We start from the raw sequence: 16,566 nt of genomic DNA, 5'->3' as shown, positions 1-16,566 counted from the left end.
AAAAGTTTGTTTATGTTCAGCTTATTTACATCGTTTCTTTCACCACTTCTTCTCGTAGTGCCCGTCGTAAAATTTTTCCTACATTAGTCTTAGGAAGCTCAGCGCGAAACTCAAAGATTCGCGGAATTTTGTAAGCGGCAAGGTGCTGTCGACAATAAGAAGTAAGCTCTTCTTCGGAAAGAGATTTCCCATCTTTCACTACCAAAATCGCTTTAATGGTTTCTCCTCTGTAAGGGTGCGGCACACCAATTACAACGGCTTCTTTAATGTGGCTGTGTTCATATAAAACTTCTTCAATATCTCGAGGGTACACATTAAAACCACTCGCAATAATCATATCTTTTTTACGATCAACAATGGATAAATACCCGTCTTCATCTATCTGTCCAATATCTCCTGTGTACAGCCAGCCGTTTCTAAGCGCGTGAGCCGTCTCTTCAGGTTGATTCCAATAGCCCTTCATAACTTGAGGGCCTTTAATTACTATTTCTCCAAGCTTTCCTCTTGGCAGTTCTTTTGTTCCTGTAGCCACATCAACAATTTTATAAGCAGTTTGCGGAACGCCAAGTCCGACTGTACCTGGCTTTCTCTCACAAAACGGCAGGTTGCAATGCGTCACAGGAGATGCTTCTGATAGCCCGTACCCTTCTAACACTTTAGCGCCCGTTTTTCGTTCGAACTCTTTCATCAGCTCAACAGGCATCGGCGCACTGCCGCTGTTGCAGATACGAATACTTTCGATGTTGTATTCTTCTGCCTGAGGATGATTGGTAATAGCAACATACATAGTTGGAACACCGGGAAAAATACTAGGCTGCTCTTTTTTTATTGTATTTAGTACTTCTTCCAAATCAAAACGCGGCAATAGCAATATTTCATTTCCACAAAGAATTGATAAATGCATACAGGAAGTCATGCCAAATACGTGAAACAATGGAATAACGGTTAAGCATTTTTCTTTTCCTAATTCAATATCATGCTTAAATATTTCGTATGATTGAACTGCGTTTGTGTAAATGTTTGTATGTGTAAGCATCGCACCTTTAGATGGTCCGGTCGTTCCTCCCGTATACTGAAGAACAGCAATATCGTGTGATGGATGGATGACCGGCTGATTAAATTCATGTTTTATGGTTAAAAAATCTAGGAAGGAAAGGTCTGGTGATGTAGGAACAAAAGGTTTTTGCAAGCTGACAGTTATCGCTTCTTCTATATGAACGCGATTTCTTATTTCTTGAAGTCTCGTATAAAAATCATCGAGTAGAATTATTTTTTTTGCCCCGGAATCGTTTAAAATATGCTCTAGCTCTTGTTCGACAAGCATAGGATTGACCTGAGTAACAATGCCGCCCGCTGCTACAATGCCGAAATAGCTTATTATATATTGCGGACAGTTTGGCAGCATAACTGCTACACGATCTCCTTTTTTAATCCCTTTTTTCTGGAGTGCTCCTGCAAATACGCGAACTGAGTGATACAGCTCCTGGTACGTTAACGTATGCTGATACATGCGCGTTGCCGTGTGAGCAGGATAACGTTCGGCTGTTTCTTTCAGCATATCAAATAGTGAAATATCTTCGATGTGAATGTCATGAGTGTAGGCTTCTGGATAAGGTGTAAACCATTTTTTAACGTCTTCCATCAAGTTACTCCTTTCTTATTCACATAGCATGAACTCCACCGTCTACTGTCAGAATATCTCCCGTAATATAATTAGACGCCGCAGAAGCAAGAAAAACAGCGGCTCCTTTTAAATCAGCGTCGGAGCCAAAGCGTTTTAAAGGGGTTTGACTTAGAAAATAATCTTTGCCTTGTTCCATAATCGTACCTGACATTTTAGTAGGGAAAAATCCCGGCGCAATCGCATTAACTTGAATATTATGCTGTCCCCATTTGACAGCTAAATCTTTCGTAAACGTAATGACCGCTCCTTTACTCGTATTGTACCCGATTGTATCCATGTACTGAGGATCCGTTCCTCCAAGACCGGCAATCGAAGCAATGTTAATAATCTTCCCAGCTTTTTGTTTAATCATTTCTTTTCCAGCTTCTTGGGACATTAAAAACGTTCCTGTAACATTAATATTCATCACTTTTTTCCATGCTTCAAGAGGCATTTCTTCAACCGGAGCACCCCACGTAGCTCCGCTGTTATTAATTAAAATATCAATACGTCCAAATGTTTCAATTGTCTGATGCACGACATTTTTAATATCTTCAGGTTGACTGATGTCGCAAGTTAAGGCGAGCGTTTTTACATCGAGGCGGGCCAATCGGTCGGCTACTTGCTGACATGCTTCCTTTTTTCTCGAACATAGAACAATGTTTGCTCCTGCTTCTGCAAGCCCTTCTGCCATTTGTTCTCCTAACCCTCTGCCTCCGCCGGTAATAATAGCTGTTTTGCCAGTTAAATCAAACAAGTCCTTTATGTGCATAGGTTGCCTCCTTTTCTTGATAGGGTTTTAGCTCAAGCCTTGCAAGCTGTGCTTTGTGCACTTCATCTGGACCATCAGCAAGGCGTAGAGTGCGGGCATTTGCCCAAAGTGCCGCAAGCGGCGTGTCTTCTGAAACACCTGCTGCTCCAAATGCTTGAATAGCGCGATCAATGACTTTTAAAGCCATAGCAGGAGCCATTACTTTAATCATAGCAATTTCTTTCCGCGCTTTTTTATTTCCAACTGTGTCCATCATATAAGCAGCTTTTAATGTTAATAAGCGAGCTTGCTCAATTTCAATACGCGACTCTGCCACCCATTCTTGAATAACCCCTTGCTGAGAAAGCAACTTATTAAACGTAGAACGACTTTGAATACGCTTACATAATTCTTCAAGCGCTCTTTCAGCTGCTCCTATTAGCCGCATGCAGTGATGAATACGTCCAGGCCCTAATCTGCCTTGAGCAATAGCAAACCCTTTTCCTTCGCCTAAAAGCATATTAGACGCTGGCACACGCACATTGTCATAATGAATTTCAGCATGTCCATGAGGAGCGTGATCGTATCCAAAGACTGGAAGCATTCGTTCAATTTTAACTCCTGGAGTATTTAATGGAACTAGAATCATAGACTGCTGTTCATATTTAGATGCGGTAAAATCGCTTTTTCCCATGACAATAGCAATTTTGCAGCGAGGATCTCCCGCACCTGAAGACCACCATTTTCTTCCGTTGATCACATATTCATCGCCTTCTCTTACAATACTGCACTGAATGTTTGTCGCATCAGAAGAACCTACATCCGGCTCTGTCATAGAAAAGCAGGAGCGAATGTCTCCATTTAACAGCGGCTTTAGCCATTTTTCTTTTTGTTCAGGCGTTCCGTATCGAACCAGTACTTCCATATTGCCGGTGTCAGGAGCTCCGCAGTTAAAAGCTTCTGGTCCAATAATAGAACGGCCCATAATTTCGCAAAGAGGGGCATATTCGACATTTGTTAGACCCGCTCCGTATTCGCTTTCTGGCAAAAATAAGTTCCATAATCCAGCTTGCTTTGCTTTTTCTTTTAACTCTTCCATGATCGGAGGAACAGCTGACCATCTAGACGGCTGTTCATTCAGCTGTTGTTCGTATAGCCGTTCATTTGGGTAAATATGCTCTTCTATAAAAGAGGTCAATTCTTTTTGCAGCTTCACTACTTTGTCAGAGTAAGAAAAATACACGGTAGTCCCTCGCTTTCATTTACTTACTAACCGGTTGGTATGTTACATATTCATCATAAATGAAGGGAAATAATTCAGCAAGATATTTTTAGAAAAATTCTAAATATTATATCATTTAAAATAAAAAAAGAGAGGTTTTAACCTCTCTTTTTACGCGGATGTCATTTCCTCAAATACGGCTGATACCTTTTCAAACTCCTCGTCATCTTCAATTGAAGACCATTCACCATCATCTTCAATTTTCAAAAAGAAAACATCAATTTCTTCTTCTGTTTCAATTAAAACTTCTTCCACAAACGCAACGGCAATATAATCGTGCCCTTCAATCGTCATTTTTCCAAGCACTTCAATATCTTGCTCTTGATCATTTTCATCTAAAATTGTAAAAATCTCTCCCGTTTCAATGCGTTCCATCTTATTCCCTCCTAATTTTAACCTCATTATTCGTTCACTAACATGTATTCCCCTTTAGAAAAGGTTTCATGCTTATAAAAGTAGAATCTACTTTTTAAAAGGCAAAAGAATGTCTACGGTAGTTCCTTTTCCAAGTTCACTTACAAAGTTAATTTCTCCTCTATGTTCTCGAATGATCTTATAGCACACCATCAGTCCAAGCCCCGTTCCTTTCTCTTTGGTACTATAAAAAGGTTTTCCTAAATGCTGCATTCTTTCCTGCGTGATGCCTGGCCCCTCGTCGCTAAACCGGATAACAAGGTTCTCCTGATTAAATCTTTTTAGTTGAATCGTTACGGTTCCTCCACTTGGCATAGATTCGACTGCATTTTTAAATATATTGCTAAACACCTGTTTCAACTGATTTTCTTCGCATAATACGAGAGGAAGATGAAGATCAATTTCTTTTTTTACGTGAATTTTCTCTGTAATCCCCTGCACCTCAGCTAGCTTTAAAGTATTCTCTAAAATATCTTGGACATGTTTGTCTTTGTAGGTTTTCGCCTGAGGCTTTGCAAGACTCAAGAACTCATCGGTAATCAATTCAATTCTATCTAACTCATGATTTATCATTTCTACATAGTAAGGCTGACCGCTCGTTTCTTTTAATAACTGTATAAATCCTTTTACCGCCGTCAGAGGGTTTCGAATTTCGTGAGCAATACCAGCGGCTAACTGTCCGACTAAGGAAAGCTGAGCGGATTCACGCAGCAATTTTTCAGTTTTTTTACGTTCTGTAATATCACGAAACAAAACTTGAATGGCCTGCTTTCCCATATAGGGAATAGGAAAGGCAATGGTTTCGGCATCAATCGTATGACCGTCTTTATGAATAAACTTTTCTTCCTGTAGGTCTACAGATTTATTTTCTGTTTTCATTCGATAAATTCGCTGTTTTACAACATCATAGTAATCAGGGTGAACAAACTGATAAACACAAGCTCCTAATACGTCTTGAGGACTTTTGTATCCTAGCGCTTTAGCTCCTGCAGGGTTGATGTAATCAATTTTCCCTTCACTATGAACGATAATCGCTTCCGGCGATAACTCAATCAAGCTTCGGTAGCGTTCTTCACTTTCTTTTAAAGCCGTTTCGTCCTGCTTGCGTGATGTTATATCTCGATAGACAAAAGCAATGCATAGCGGCCAATCATTCATATTTTCAACGCGGAATAGTGTGACGCTTACATTAATTAAATGACCGTCTTTATGCTGTCTGACCGTCTCAAATTCCGTTTTCGATTCACCTGATTGAATGGTCTTATGAAGTTCCCACACTGGCTCCTTTAAAAACGAAGGTATAATCGGAAGAGGCTTTTGATAAATTTCTTCAAACGTCCAGCCAAATGTATTCTCAAACGCAGGGTTCACTTGAAGCGTTTTACCTTTTAAGTCAACGACAGCAACAGCATCTGCGTTATGATAAATAAAAGGCTGAATCTGTTCTTTTTTCTCCTGATAACTAGTTATATTCACGCAATGTCCCATGATTTCAGGCTTTTCTGTGTAAGATAAAGGGGTTAAGTTTACTACATAGCGTTTATCATTTATTTGAAGCTCGTACATAAGCTTTTTCTTTTTATTTAGTGCTTCGAAAAAATGCTCATACGAGACCCATTCTTCCAGAGGGGTTTTTTGCTCATGAACGCTTTCACCTTGATACATACTGTAAACAAGATGGTCATCTTTTTGTTTGTAAGCAAATATGATTCCTAGCGCCTCAGCTGAATGATTTTCTGCATGTAATCGGACTATTTTCTTATTTTCGTTCATCGTTCATATTTACCTACCCCTCACTAGCATCTTTCCTACTCGTTCTCATTCTCTTAATTTTACATGAGGATTTTAGAATTTACTAGATAAAGAAGCGGATATTTTCCATTCATTCACATAAAAAAGCGCCTGTAAAGGCGCTTTTTTATGTGAATATGAATTACTTTGAATGATGCATTTTATGACAGTGTCGCTTCGGAACAAAACCATTTTTCTCCATATGCTGATAACGATTTTCCATATGTGAAGAAATGTTTTGACTCTCCGCTTTGCTTAACACGCCGTACTCCACATATTTTGAAAGTATTTCTTTCTTTTTTGCTAGCATTTCTTTGTACAGCACGGACAATTCCTGCTTTTGCTGAGACGTCAGCTGCACGTCTTTTGTTTCTGGCTGAGGATGGTTTTCCGCTAATACAGGCGTCGCGCTCATAAATAAAAAAGCTGCTGCTGCACTTATCATAATCTTTCGCAAACAATCTACTTCCTTTCATCATATAGTAGTTGTAGTTTGCGAACTTCTATTTGTTTTCATTCATTCTGTTTGCTTAAGACTCGATAGCTCCTCTTACATCATAGTCGCTAAGATCAATTTCCATTTCTATTTCAAGTGCTAATTTAGCAAGCTCTGAACCAAGATAAGGACCCGACGTTAAGCCTGAAGCTCCGAGACCATTGGCTACTAGTATTCCTTCGTAAGCCGGAAGAGCTCCAATGACTGGCAAGAAGCCTGGAGTAAATGGTCGAAACCCTACCCTTGTTTCTAAAACTGTGCTTTCTGTTAAGCCGGGAGCAATTGATAAGGCCTTTGAAAAAATTTCATGAAGCCCACCAGCAGTTACTCGCAAGTCATAATCCGTGTCGTTTTCATGTGTTGCTCCAATAACAATTTGACCTTGTTCAAACGAAAGAATATATTGGTCGCTTGGAGGCATCACAACGGGCCAGTCTTTTGTATCTAAATCAGGGAGATGTAAGTGAACAATTTGCGCTTTTTGAAAGCTTGCTAAAAATTTTACTCCAAGAGGCTCTAGCAATTGATTTGCCCACGCTCCTGCTGTCACGATTGTTGTACTTGCTAGAAGGGTTTGTCCATTTACGGCAACGCCCGTTACTCGATTATTTTCATAAAGAAGTTCTGCGTTTCCTTCTATTATTTTTGCACCGTTTTTCTTCGCTGCATTCACAAGTGCGTTTCGAAGAGCTCTTCCGTTAACGCGAGCGGCTCCACTAATATGAACTGAACTGTATTCTTCCGAAAGAACCGGAAACAAAGCCTGTGTTTCTTTAGCAGATAAACGTGTAATCTCGCCTATTTCGGGAGCTTCTTCCCGACGCTTATATGCTCTTTCTTCCATTTTTTTAAGCTTTAGTTCATCCGTATGTAAGCTAATTGCTCCTACTCGCTTATATCCCGTATCCGTTTCTCCATCTTCTTCTAATTGCTGAATTAATGTTTGATAGTACTTAGCGCCGCCTTTTGCTAAGCGGTACCATGCTTTATTTCGACGCTGTGAAAGCCATGGACAAACAATTCCTGCTGCTGCATCAGTAGCTTGACCAGCATCCTTGCGATCTACCAATGTCACATCTGCTCCTGCTTTTGCTAAATGATATGCTGTAGAAGCTCCAAGTATCCCAGCTCCAACTACGATGTATGTTTTCATACCAAAACACCCTTTTCTTTCTTCTAGTATTCTCATGCTATATGTACGCAATTTTAGCATAGCAAAAAAAGAAGTCACATACTAGGCGAAGCTATTTTGAGCTTACTTTTATGTCTTGCTGACTTTGACATATAGCTCCCTTCATCTCGTAAACAAAAGCGGTAGCAGTTCTTTTACGGAGATTATAGCAGGGTGAAGACAGTCATAAATAGTGGTAGTACGTCTTTAACGCTGCTTACGGCTTTTCCATTATAGTTTCTGAATAAAAGCAAAGAGAATAAAATTTCTATAATATGTAAATAAAAAGAAATAACCATTATTTTAAGGAGAGCGTATGCAATCTTCATTTGTATTATTTTTTATCATTCTTGGTTTACTATTTGGCAAGTGGCGCAGGTATCAAGAATACTATCCTACTTTGCTGTTTTGGGTCACGGGGAATTTGCTTTATGAAGTACTGCTGTTTCATCACCGCGTATGGGTATTTCACCCTGTTGGTATTGATCACCTTTTTCTACCCGATCACCTAATGGTTTCCCTTGGAATAACCTTAATTATTTATCCGTTTGTTATACCGGTTTTTTTAGGAAGGCTACCGCTGCATGTAAGCGGCCGGCTGTGGTGGATTCTTTTGTGGGCGCTTTTATTTACTGTGATTGAGTTCATTGCTTATGTTAATCACAGTATCACTCATCATTATGGATGGTCGCTGCTGTGTTCTTTTCTCTTCAACATTGTCACGTTCTCACTTTTAGTCATTCATCAGAAGACAGCGCTGGGTGCTTGGGTTCTATCTGGAAGCTTCATAGCCTTCTTATTTATTTTTTTTGATATTCCTATGCCTTAACTTTTCATTGACTAGACGGAGGAAAAGGAAATATAATAGAAATTACATTTAAATATAATTTTCCTCTCTGAGAATAGAGGTGCATGAAATCAAGAGTCACTTATTGGAGACTAATGGAGTCTGTGAAGATAAGTAAAAGGGATTTCGTGCCGAAGTATATAAACATCCATTGTGTTCATATACTGGTTCAGTATTGAATAAATGCTGAGCTGTCACAAACCATTTGGTTTGTGGAGAGCTATTGAAGAGATGTTGATGCCTAGAATGTAATAATACTTTATTATTATGAAACCAAGACGCGTGAACATCACTTCACGGGTCTTTTTTGTGTTTTTCTACTAACCATCAAAGTTCAAAGTTATAGTTGAATGATTTAAATGGAGGGATACGGATTATGTACTTACATGGAACGAGTAAAATTAACAGCAGCAATCATTTAGAAATTGGGCAGTGCGATACGGTCGAACTGAAAAAACAATACGGCACTCCCCTATACATCTACGATCAAGAATTAATTGAGACGAAATGCAAGGCCTTCCATTCAGCCTTTCGAAGAAGCGGATTTTCATATCAAATCGCCTATGCAGGGAAAGCCTTTCTTTGTATGGAAATGGCTAGCCTTTTAACGAAGCTTGATATGTCACTAGATGTGGTCTCAGGAGGCGAATTATTTACAGCGCTTGAAGCTGGATATCCAGCTGAACGCATTCATTTTCACGGCAATAATAAAACGATTGAAGAAATGGAAATGGCTCTTGATGCGAATATTGGCTGTTTTGTTGTTGATAACTTTACCGAACTTGAAGTTTTGCATGCCTTAGCAGCTGAGCGCAAACAGAAAGCATCTATTCTTCTGCGTGTTACTCCAGGGATTGAAGCCCATACACATGAATATATTATGACCGGACAGGAAGACTCCAAGTTTGGATTTGGTCTTTCCAATGACCAAGCCATGAAAGCGGTAAGTTCTGCGTTAGAAAAGCCTTACTACGATCTTTTAGGCATTCATTGTCATATTGGTTCGCAAATTTTTGAAGTAGATGGTTTTTCTCGCGCCATTGATATTTTAACTGATTTCTTATTCAGCATTCGTGATAAAATGGAATTTGAAGTAAAAGTTTTAAACGTAGGTGGTGGTTTTGGTATTCGTTATACCGAAAGCGACTCTCCTCTTCCAGTTGAGTATTATGTAGATGCACTGACAGAAAAGCTAAGCCGCACGTTAACTGAACAGAATTATACCCTTCCAGAAGTCTGGATTGAGCCTGGAAGAAGCATCGTAGGAGAAGCAGGTACAACGCTTTATACAATTGGATCAACAAAGGAGATTCCAGGTGTACGAAAATACGTAGGAATTGACGGCGGTATGACCGATAATATCCGTCCTGCTCTTTACGATGCAAAACATGAAGCTGTCTTGGCTAATAGAGTGACGGATAAAAAAGATGAAACAGTATCAATTGCGGGTAAATGCTGTGAATCAGGAGATATGCTTATTTGGGATATTGATTTACCGCGCGTTAATCAAGGAGATTTATTAGCAGTGTCCTCTACAGGTGCCTACAACTATTCAATGGCTAGCAATTACAACCGTATTCCGCGCCCTGCTGTTGTATTTGTAAAAAATGGAGAAGCTCGTCTTGCTGTAGAGCGAGAAACATACGAAGATTTGGTGCGTAAAGATGTAAAGCCAGTCGTTACTACGTATGCAATGAGCAAATAATAGCTGTTCTTGCGTAGTAAAGAAGCTATTGTTGTTTGGAGGAAATCTAACTATGGTTTTAAGTGTATTTAAAACGTACAGATCATCGCTTATTCTGCTTCTCGCTATTTTAATTGGCGGGATAGCAGGATATGCTATCGGGCCCGATGTGGCAGTCGTAAAGCCCTTTGGTGATTTGTTTCTTAATTTAATGTTCATGATTATCGTTCCCCTTGTCTTTTTTAGTGTGGCTTCGGCGATCGCAAACATGAATGAAATGAAGCGTCTTGGTAAAATTATGCTAGGTATCGCCGTTGTGTTTATCGCCACTGCTGCTGTTTCAGCCGTTTTAGGCTTTTTAGGCGCATCACTTTACAATCCGCTACATAATGTAGATACTTCTGCCATTAAAGAATTGATGGGTGACAGTGAAAATACAGCTGAAAAAATGACGCTTTTAACTCAGCTTGTTAGTACATTTACTGTACCTGATTTTGTTCAGTTATTTTCGAAAGAGCACATTTTACAATTAATTGTCTTTGCCGTTATTTTCGGTATTGCTACAACGATGGCTGGCGAAAAAGGACAGCCTATGGCGAAATTTCTGACTTCCGGTCAAGAAGTATCGATGAAGGTTGTTAAAATTGTGATGTACTATGCTCCAATTGGTTTAGGGTGCTATTTTGCTACTGTAGTAGGAGAACTTGGACCAAAGATCTTACAAGGGTACGCTAGAGCATTTATTCTTTATTTATTAATTGCAATCGTTTACTATTTCGGTTTCTTTACGCTATATGCATGGATTGCTGGCGGTAAAGCAGGAATTAAGCTGTTTTGGAAAAATGCAGCTGCTCCTTCTATCACCGCTATTGCTACCTGTTCTTCTGCTGCATCTATTCCAGTCAATTTAGATGCAACAAAGAAAATGGGTGTGCCGCTGGATATTGCTGAAACGGTGATTCCATTAGGAGCAAACACCCATAAAGATGGTTCTGTTATCGGTGGTATTCTAAAAATTGTTTTCTTATTCAGTTTGTTTGGCAAAGATATGACGTCTGCTACGAGTATTTTGAGCATATTAGGCGTAGCCTTTTTAGTTGGAGCCGTAATGGGAGCAATCCCTGGAGGCGGTATGATTGGCGAAATGTTAATCATTACAATTTACGGATTTTCGCCAGAAGTTCTGCCCATTATTGCGGTCATTTCCACAATTATTGACGCCCCTGCTACGCTTTTAAACAGTACGGGAAATACAGTAACAGCGATGCTTGTTACAAGGTTTACAGAGGGAAAAGACTGGATTAACAAAATTATCACCACCGATAAAGTCGCCTAGCAAAAAAGCAAAGGGAACAGTTTAGTGACTCTCCCTTTGCTTTTTTCGTGTGCAGTAATATCGATAGCGGTGTATAAAGTCTGTAAATACGCACATTCTATAGGTATGTTTCATAACCGAACTGGAGGTGTCGTCTAATGAGTAACGCTGCAGGAGGTTCAAAGAAAAATCAACCGAATGATGCGAATCATGTAAGCGCAGAAACAAAAGCTCATCAAAAACGTCTCACTGAGCAAAACAAACAAGAACATCAAGCTGAAGAGCGAAAATAAAATGACGTTAAAGAGCGCAGCACCTGCGTTCTTTAACGTCATTTTATTTTTAGAGAGAACTTCATAACTCCGCTCATTATAGGTCTATCGTACAACCTCCTTTCAAACTTTTACATATTCTATTAATAGGTTTGTAAAAGGAGGAATGATATGATGTTTTCTTGGCTAGAGATTACAGCCGCAGCCTTTGGACTTTCAGTTATTTTGATAAGTTTTGCATTTTTGCCCGAACGTACATGCAAAAATCTTTATATTCCTCATCAGCTAGCAGCAAAATCTATGTTTCTCTATAAAAAGATTATGCGTTTTATTAATCAATTTCGACAGAAATTTTAGTTCATTTCCTTTCCCTGGTTTTATTCATTGGATATATCCTCCCCCTTTTTAATTAGCGCATTTACAGTAAATAATTTAATGGTTAAAATAAAGAGTAAAGAAAAAGGATAAGCAGTTTGCAGAAATGGAGTTTCACATGGAAATCAGAGACTTAGAATACTTTATAGAGGTAGCGAATCATAAGAATTTTACAAAGGCAGCGCTGCAAGTTCATTTGTCTCAAACAGCTTTAAGTAAAGCCGTCAAAAAAGTAGAAAATGAACTAGGATTTGAGCTTCTTGATCGTTCAACAAGAGAATTAAAGCTAACCGATGCAGGAGAAGTTGTGTATCACCAAGCAACTAAAGCTCTGTCGGTGTTAAAAGACATGCCTCACTTGTTGGGAGATTTAATGAACTTGCAAACAGGGCAAATCAAGATGGGAGTCCCTCCGCTCATCGGGACCTTGTTTTTCCCGAAGATTGCAAAAGCATTTAATGAACAATACCCTAAAGTATCTCTAGAGCTTATTGAATTTGGAGCAAAAAAAATTGAAGCACTTGTGGAAGAGGCTGGTGTAGATATGGGGATTGTTATGCTTCCTCTTACAAGCGGTCATGATGAACATTTTCACGTATACCCGTTCGTTAAGGAGAGATTTCTTTTATACGCGCATAAAAACCATCCTCTAGCGAAACGTTCTTCCGTCTGGATGAAAGAATTGGAGCATGAAAAATTCATTATGTTTAGTGAAGAATTTACGCTGCACGACCGGTTAATTCAAGATGCTTTAAAATCAGGCTTTGTGCCTTCTATAGCGTATAAAAGTTCTCAATGGGATTTAATTATTGAATTAACAACGGCAGAACTAGGTATTGCTATTTTACCCGAATCGCTTTATGCCAAAGTGAAAGATCCCAATATTACTACCGTACCTATTGCAGATCCTGAAATGATGTGGGAACTTGGAATTATTCTGTTAAAAGAACGCTACAGTTCATTCGCTGTACGAGAATTGATTAATTTTTTAACCGAAAAACAAATGACAGATAAATTGGGGCCCATTTAAAAAGAGTCTGGAACAAAAGTATGTTAGTTCAAGGACAATCCGAACGAGTTTGGTTGAGAATCCAACTCGTTCGGATTTTTTCGTAGGGAAGCTGAACGTAGGTTTCATGTATGTATTTGCTTCTAGCTGTTGATTGGATGGGTTTCGTTATGTCTCCGTCTCTTTTTATGTGTAATACAAATTTTATCATTCAATAATCCCTACAATGAATCCATCATAGCCTTTGCTTCCAACGGTTTGTATAGCCGTGGCGCTGATTCGTTTTTCTTGAGCCAGAACATTCATAAATTGACGAATTCCCTTTACATTTTCATCTTCACTTTCTGAGTTCACCACATGCCCTTGACGAACAACATTATCACAAATAATCGTACTTCCTCTTTTCGATAATTCTAGAGCCCACTTTAAGTAATTTGGGTTATTCGGCTTGTCAGCATCAATAAAGATAAGATCAAACGGCTCTGTTCCCTTATCCTTTAATACAGCTAATGTATCAAGCCCGGGGCCGACAAGGACTTCTACTAAGTGGCTTACTCCCGCTCTTTTTAAATTAGCTCTTGCTACTTCTGCATGCTGAGCGCTCAATTCGAGCGTAATCAGCTGTCCGTCTTTAGGAAGAGCTCTGGCTAGCCAAATCGTGCTGTATCCTCCAAGAGTACCAATTTCCAAAATGCGTTGAGCTCCTTTTAATGAAGCTAACAAATGCAGAAACTTTCCTTGACTAGGCGATACGTCGATGGCAGGTAATCCAGCCTCTTGATTTGCCTTCAATACCTCATCAAGAATAGGGTCAGGTTGTATAAGCTTATCATTCATATAAAGATCCACTTCATTCCAAATTTCATATATAGACATTTCCATACTCCTCCACATAAGTGATAAAAGCTTTATTATTTCTATGAATGTGTTCTAGCTCTCTAATAAACTATCCTGCTCGCTCTTAAAAAGAATTGTTATATGTCCATAAAAAAAGACCTTCAGAGAGGTCTTTTTTATCTTTAAATAATCGTAACTTTACTCAGATCTATCTTGGCACTTTTTAAAAAGTTATATGTCAATTTATCCATTTTTGCACCTTCAAAATCGGATTTTTTTAAATCTGATCCTCGAAACTGTACATTTAGCAAAGTGGCGTTGCGAAATGAGGCTTTTTTTAATGATGTTCCTTCAAAAATTGTTCCCTTAAATGTTTCCTCGTCAAATACAATGTCTGTTAAATTACATTGCTTAAAGTACGTGTTGTCATAGATACAGTCTTTAAAACTGGCCTGTTTAAAATTTGCCCATTTAAATTGTACGCCTGTTAAATTAACGTGATGAAATATCGCTTTCGTTAAATTGCTGCTTTTAAACATGCTGTCCGTAAGATCTGCGTAGCTAAAATCAGATTCATTCAAATTACTGGCATTAAATTTCCCTTTATACACCGATACAGAACGAAAATCAGATTTTGTAAGCTCGGTCTTTGAAAAATCCATAGGGACGGTTTGCTTTAATTCCTTGGTTTCTACATTCATTGATTGAATCAGTTCTGTGATATCACCGATAGAATTGATTGTCATATAATAAGCCTGTTCTTCATTATGCCCATCTTTTTTATAATCTGTAAATTTTTCCTGTAAGTTCTGTGATAGTTCTTCCTCTAAATCTTGAACATTTTCTACATCCTGATAAGGAGCCAAAATGTTATGCACATGATTTTTTATTTTTTCGTTCATTTATAACATCATCCTTTCTCACAACAATAAATCAATAATTTTTTTCGCTTGCTCCCAATTTTCTTTGTTTTGTTTATATACGTTTTTTCCTTGTTCTGTAATTTTATAATATTTTCTGCGGCCGCCTTGTACAGCATCTCCCCAGTAAGAAAGAATATGGCCGTCTTTTTCAAGACGCTTCAAGCTTGAATACATTGTGGCTTCTTTTAATTCATACTGCTCTTTAGAGTAGGTATAAATAAGCTTACTAATTTCATACCCATACTTATCGCCGCTGAGAAGTAATTTCAAAATCATTGTATCTGTATGTCCCCGAAGTAAATCTGAAGACATTTTTGTATATACCAAAGTATCACCTCTTTATGTATAATTTAAATCATATTACTATGACAGTCAAGGTATTATATTTAATAAAATACACTAATATATAATTGCACATATGTAAACAGCTTAACAGTAGAAAATAGCCGGGAGAAACGTACCGGCTATTTTCTAGGAGACACCTTATTCTTCGTTATAACTGAGCTTAAATACTATCGGCGTACTTTCTGCTGATATTTTCCAAACCATGTGATGATACCCCTTGCTCCAGTAATCTTTTACTAAATAATCAGGGATTCCAAATATGTTTTTCCATACTTCTTGAGCATTTTTGTATCCGCTGTCCAAACAAATTTTTTTAATTTCTCTGCTTTGAAGCGTAAGCAGCATAGTATGTAAAAGCAGTGTGCCTACACCTTTTCTTTGGTACTTTGGATGAACAAAAACTGTGCCGATTTCAATCCATCCTTGCAGGTCTCCTTTTGTACACGATGTAATTAATTCACTAACAGGACCATATTCAATACAGCCAATAATCTTATTGGTGCACGTATCTATTCCGAGCCAAAAGAATCGATGTTTTCCACCGCTATCAAGGTCACTTTTTAAATATTGTGCTTTACTTTCAATTTCTATTTGTATATCGTTCACCATGTCTGATAGACCCTCTTTATGAAAGGTATCTGTGATTACTTCATTAAAAAGCTCGTGGAGTTCTGCGCGGTCTTCTATTTTTGGTCTTCTTATTTCAATATGATGCAATGTTCATTCCTCCTTGTTATTTCACGGCAGAATATGAAGCTTTACCATTATTATTTATCAATCTATGTTGATACTCCTTTTCTCTTTCTACTGTTTTTCCAATAAAAAAGCACGAGAAACTTTGAGTTCTCGTACTTTTTTATAATATGGATTCTGCTTTTCTATTGGGAACTGTTAATACTGATTCACAAAGCTCTGGATTTTACATACGAATTCAGAAAGGTTCTCCTTTATCTCTTTGTCCTCTGTTTTCTCTACTTGCTCCTGTATGGCATCAATCATTAAACGTGCTCTTTTAGGATCTATAGAGGCCGGTTGGCTGCTGTTGTTTGATAGACTTTTCAAAATTTGATTAGTCATTTTGTTTTTATCGTGAATATAAAATAATATTTGAGGAACTTGATTAATTAACAAATTTACGTATCTGCGAAACTCCTCTATCTCATATAATTCTCTTGAATTACCTTTAAAGCCATCAACGGAAAGCATAAGACTCTGGTAGCCTTTATCACTGCGTTGATTAAGTGCTTTAATCACTTTCAAAAACCGATCGAACTTTAGATAGCGTATTTCGTCTTTCCTTAATTCTAAAAATTCAATTTCTCCTTTTTCCAAAAAGGGATCTTTGATAAGACTATTATCATTCATATACATTCTCTCCCTACTAATTTATT

General features: G+C 38.3%; 18 protein-coding genes and 1 riboswitch. Of the genes, 6 read left to right on the top strand and 12 right to left on the bottom strand.

Annotation, left to right across the window (positions count from 1 at the left end):
- Nucleotides 1-25: 25 nt before the first annotated feature.
- The 7 genes from ACFX4E_RS17725 to ACFX4E_RS17695 form a co-directional block, all read right to left on the bottom strand.
- On the bottom strand, nt 26-1,642 hold the full coding sequence (locus ACFX4E_RS17725; protein ID WP_279620569.1) for a long-chain-fatty-acid--CoA ligase: 1,617 nt from the start codon (nt 1,640-1,642) through the stop codon (nt 26-28).
- A 19-nt stretch (nt 1,643-1,661) separates the two neighbouring features.
- A complete protein-coding gene (locus ACFX4E_RS17720; protein ID WP_377237948.1) occupies nt 1,662-2,435 on the bottom strand; it encodes an SDR family oxidoreductase in 774 nt (257 codons plus the stop codon).
- Nucleotides 2,413-3,657: an acyl-CoA dehydrogenase gene (locus ACFX4E_RS17715; protein ID WP_377258464.1), complete on the bottom strand. Its 1,245-nt coding sequence runs from the start codon at nt 3,655-3,657 to the stop codon at nt 2,413-2,415. Before ACFX4E_RS17715 ends, ACFX4E_RS17720 begins: the two co-directional genes overlap by 23 nt.
- A gap of 150 nt (nt 3,658-3,807) precedes the next feature.
- The gene (locus ACFX4E_RS17710) at nt 3,808-4,071 is read right to left on the bottom strand and encodes a DUF1292 domain-containing protein (RefSeq protein WP_028408533.1); all 264 of its coding nucleotides are present in this window, start codon (nt 4,069-4,071) and stop codon (nt 3,808-3,810) included.
- Between the two features lie 87 nt (nt 4,072-4,158).
- Nucleotides 4,159-5,883, bottom strand: coding sequence for a PAS domain-containing sensor histidine kinase (locus ACFX4E_RS17705; protein ID WP_098333186.1), 1,725 nt, complete (start codon nt 5,881-5,883; stop codon nt 4,159-4,161).
- Nucleotides 5,884-6,043: 160 nt separating this feature from the next.
- Entirely contained in the window at nt 6,044-6,358 is a 315-nt protein-coding gene (locus ACFX4E_RS17700; protein WP_098333187.1) for a YckD family protein, read from the bottom strand.
- 73 nt (nt 6,359-6,431) lie between these two features.
- Complete coding sequence (locus ACFX4E_RS17695) at nt 6,432-7,550, bottom strand: NAD(P)/FAD-dependent oxidoreductase (protein ID WP_377237950.1); 1,119 nt, start codon at nt 7,548-7,550, stop codon at nt 6,432-6,434.
- A 334-nt stretch (nt 7,551-7,884) separates the two neighbouring features.
- On the opposite strand from ACFX4E_RS17695, the gene ACFX4E_RS17690 reads away from it, so the two are divergent.
- The 6 genes from ACFX4E_RS17690 (at nt 7,885) to ACFX4E_RS17665 (ending at nt 13,091) form a co-directional block, all read left to right on the top strand.
- A complete protein-coding gene (locus ACFX4E_RS17690) occupies nt 7,885-8,397 on the top strand; it encodes a CBO0543 family protein (RefSeq protein WP_098333189.1) in 513 nt (170 codons plus the stop codon).
- A 66-nt stretch (nt 8,398-8,463) separates the two neighbouring features.
- Nucleotides 8,464-8,646, top strand: a riboswitch (Lysine riboswitch).
- Nucleotides 8,647-8,791: 145 nt separating this feature from the next.
- The gene (lysA, locus tag ACFX4E_RS17685) at nt 8,792-10,120 is read left to right on the top strand and encodes a diaminopimelate decarboxylase (RefSeq protein WP_025751927.1); all 1,329 of its coding nucleotides are present in this window, start codon (nt 8,792-8,794) and stop codon (nt 10,118-10,120) included.
- Nucleotides 10,121-10,172: 52 nt separating this feature from the next.
- Nucleotides 10,173-11,435: a dicarboxylate/amino acid:cation symporter gene (locus ACFX4E_RS17680; RefSeq protein ID WP_013057044.1), complete on the top strand. Its 1,263-nt coding sequence runs from the start codon at nt 10,173-10,175 to the stop codon at nt 11,433-11,435.
- Between the two features lie 137 nt (nt 11,436-11,572).
- On the top strand, nt 11,573-11,707 hold the full coding sequence (locus tag ACFX4E_RS17675) for a hypothetical protein (protein WP_013057043.1): 135 nt from the start codon (nt 11,573-11,575) through the stop codon (nt 11,705-11,707).
- Nucleotides 11,708-11,857: 150 nt separating this feature from the next.
- Nucleotides 11,858-12,043 carry a hypothetical protein gene (locus tag ACFX4E_RS17670; protein ID WP_060745651.1) on the top strand — a complete coding sequence of 62 codons (186 nt, stop codon included), beginning with the start codon at nt 11,858-11,860 and terminating at the stop codon, nt 12,041-12,043.
- 136 nt (nt 12,044-12,179) lie between these two features.
- Nucleotides 12,180-13,091 (top strand): LysR family transcriptional regulator, encoded by a 912-nt coding sequence (locus tag ACFX4E_RS17665; protein ID WP_060745652.1) that lies wholly within the window; start codon nt 12,180-12,182, stop codon nt 13,089-13,091.
- A 186-nt stretch (nt 13,092-13,277) separates the two neighbouring features.
- On the opposite strand, the gene ACFX4E_RS17660 is transcribed toward ACFX4E_RS17665, so the two are convergent.
- From ACFX4E_RS17660 to ACFX4E_RS17640, 5 genes are all read right to left on the bottom strand, one after another.
- Nucleotides 13,278-13,964 carry an O-methyltransferase gene (locus tag ACFX4E_RS17660; RefSeq protein ID WP_060745653.1) on the bottom strand — a complete coding sequence of 229 codons (687 nt, stop codon included), beginning with the start codon at nt 13,962-13,964 and terminating at the stop codon, nt 13,278-13,280.
- Nucleotides 13,965-14,089: 125 nt separating this feature from the next.
- A complete protein-coding gene (locus ACFX4E_RS17655) occupies nt 14,090-14,809 on the bottom strand; it encodes a pentapeptide repeat-containing protein (RefSeq protein ID WP_060745654.1) in 720 nt (239 codons plus the stop codon).
- A gap of 18 nt (nt 14,810-14,827) precedes the next feature.
- Nucleotides 14,828-15,157, bottom strand: a complete 330-nt coding sequence (locus ACFX4E_RS17650; RefSeq protein WP_028408542.1) for a PadR family transcriptional regulator — start codon at nt 15,155-15,157, stop codon at nt 14,828-14,830.
- A gap of 156 nt (nt 15,158-15,313) precedes the next feature.
- Nucleotides 15,314-15,892, bottom strand: coding sequence for a GNAT family N-acetyltransferase (locus ACFX4E_RS17645; protein ID WP_060745655.1), 579 nt, complete (start codon nt 15,890-15,892; stop codon nt 15,314-15,316).
- A gap of 174 nt (nt 15,893-16,066) precedes the next feature.
- Nucleotides 16,067-16,540, bottom strand: a complete 474-nt coding sequence (locus ACFX4E_RS17640; RefSeq protein WP_013083145.1) for a hypothetical protein — start codon at nt 16,538-16,540, stop codon at nt 16,067-16,069.
- Nucleotides 16,541-16,566 lie beyond the last annotated feature (26 nt).

Origin of the sequence: Priestia sp. YIM B13491 (genome assembly GCF_042787605.1) — a bacterium.
Taxonomy (GTDB): Bacteria; Bacillota; Bacilli; order Bacillales; family Bacillaceae_H; genus Priestia; species Priestia megaterium_E.
The sequence above is the reverse complement of the archived record's forward strand: the minus strand, read 5'-3'. Positions and strand labels throughout refer to the sequence as shown.

Bases quoted from the DNA above. Each gene is read 5' to 3' on its own strand.
- ACFX4E_RS17665 (WP_060745652.1), top strand. From the start codon at position 12,180: ATGGAAATCAGAGACTTAGAATACTTTATAGAGGTAGCGAATCATAAG.
- ACFX4E_RS17655 (WP_060745654.1), bottom strand. From the start codon at position 14,809: ATGAACGAAAAAATAAAAAATCATGTGCATAACATTTTGGCTCCTTAT.
- ACFX4E_RS17705 (WP_098333186.1), bottom strand. From the start codon at position 5,883: ATGAACGAAAATAAGAAAATAGTCCGATTACATGCAGAAAATCATTCA.
- ACFX4E_RS17695 (WP_377237950.1), bottom strand. From the start codon at position 7,550: ATGAAAACATACATCGTAGTTGGAGCTGGGATACTTGGAGCTTCTACA.
- ACFX4E_RS17710 (WP_028408533.1), bottom strand. From the start codon at position 4,071: ATGGAACGCATTGAAACGGGAGAGATTTTTACAATTTTAGATGAAAAT.
- ACFX4E_RS17690 (WP_098333189.1), top strand. From the start codon at position 7,885: ATGCAATCTTCATTTGTATTATTTTTTATCATTCTTGGTTTACTATTT.
- ACFX4E_RS17680 (WP_013057044.1), top strand. From the start codon at position 10,173: ATGGTTTTAAGTGTATTTAAAACGTACAGATCATCGCTTATTCTGCTT.
- lysA (WP_025751927.1), top strand. From the start codon at position 8,792: ATGTACTTACATGGAACGAGTAAAATTAACAGCAGCAATCATTTAGAA.
- ACFX4E_RS17720 (WP_377237948.1), bottom strand. From the start codon at position 2,435: ATGCACATAAAGGACTTGTTTGATTTAACTGGCAAAACAGCTATTATT.
- ACFX4E_RS17640 (WP_013083145.1), bottom strand. From the start codon at position 16,540: ATGAATGATAATAGTCTTATCAAAGATCCCTTTTTGGAAAAAGGAGAA.
- ACFX4E_RS17660 (WP_060745653.1), bottom strand. From the start codon at position 13,964: ATGTGGAGGAGTATGGAAATGTCTATATATGAAATTTGGAATGAAGTG.
- ACFX4E_RS17675 (WP_013057043.1), top strand. From the start codon at position 11,573: ATGAGTAACGCTGCAGGAGGTTCAAAGAAAAATCAACCGAATGATGCG.
- ACFX4E_RS17725 (WP_279620569.1), bottom strand. From the start codon at position 1,642: ATGGAAGACGTTAAAAAATGGTTTACACCTTATCCAGAAGCCTACACT.
- ACFX4E_RS17670 (WP_060745651.1), top strand. From the start codon at position 11,858: ATGATGTTTTCTTGGCTAGAGATTACAGCCGCAGCCTTTGGACTTTCA.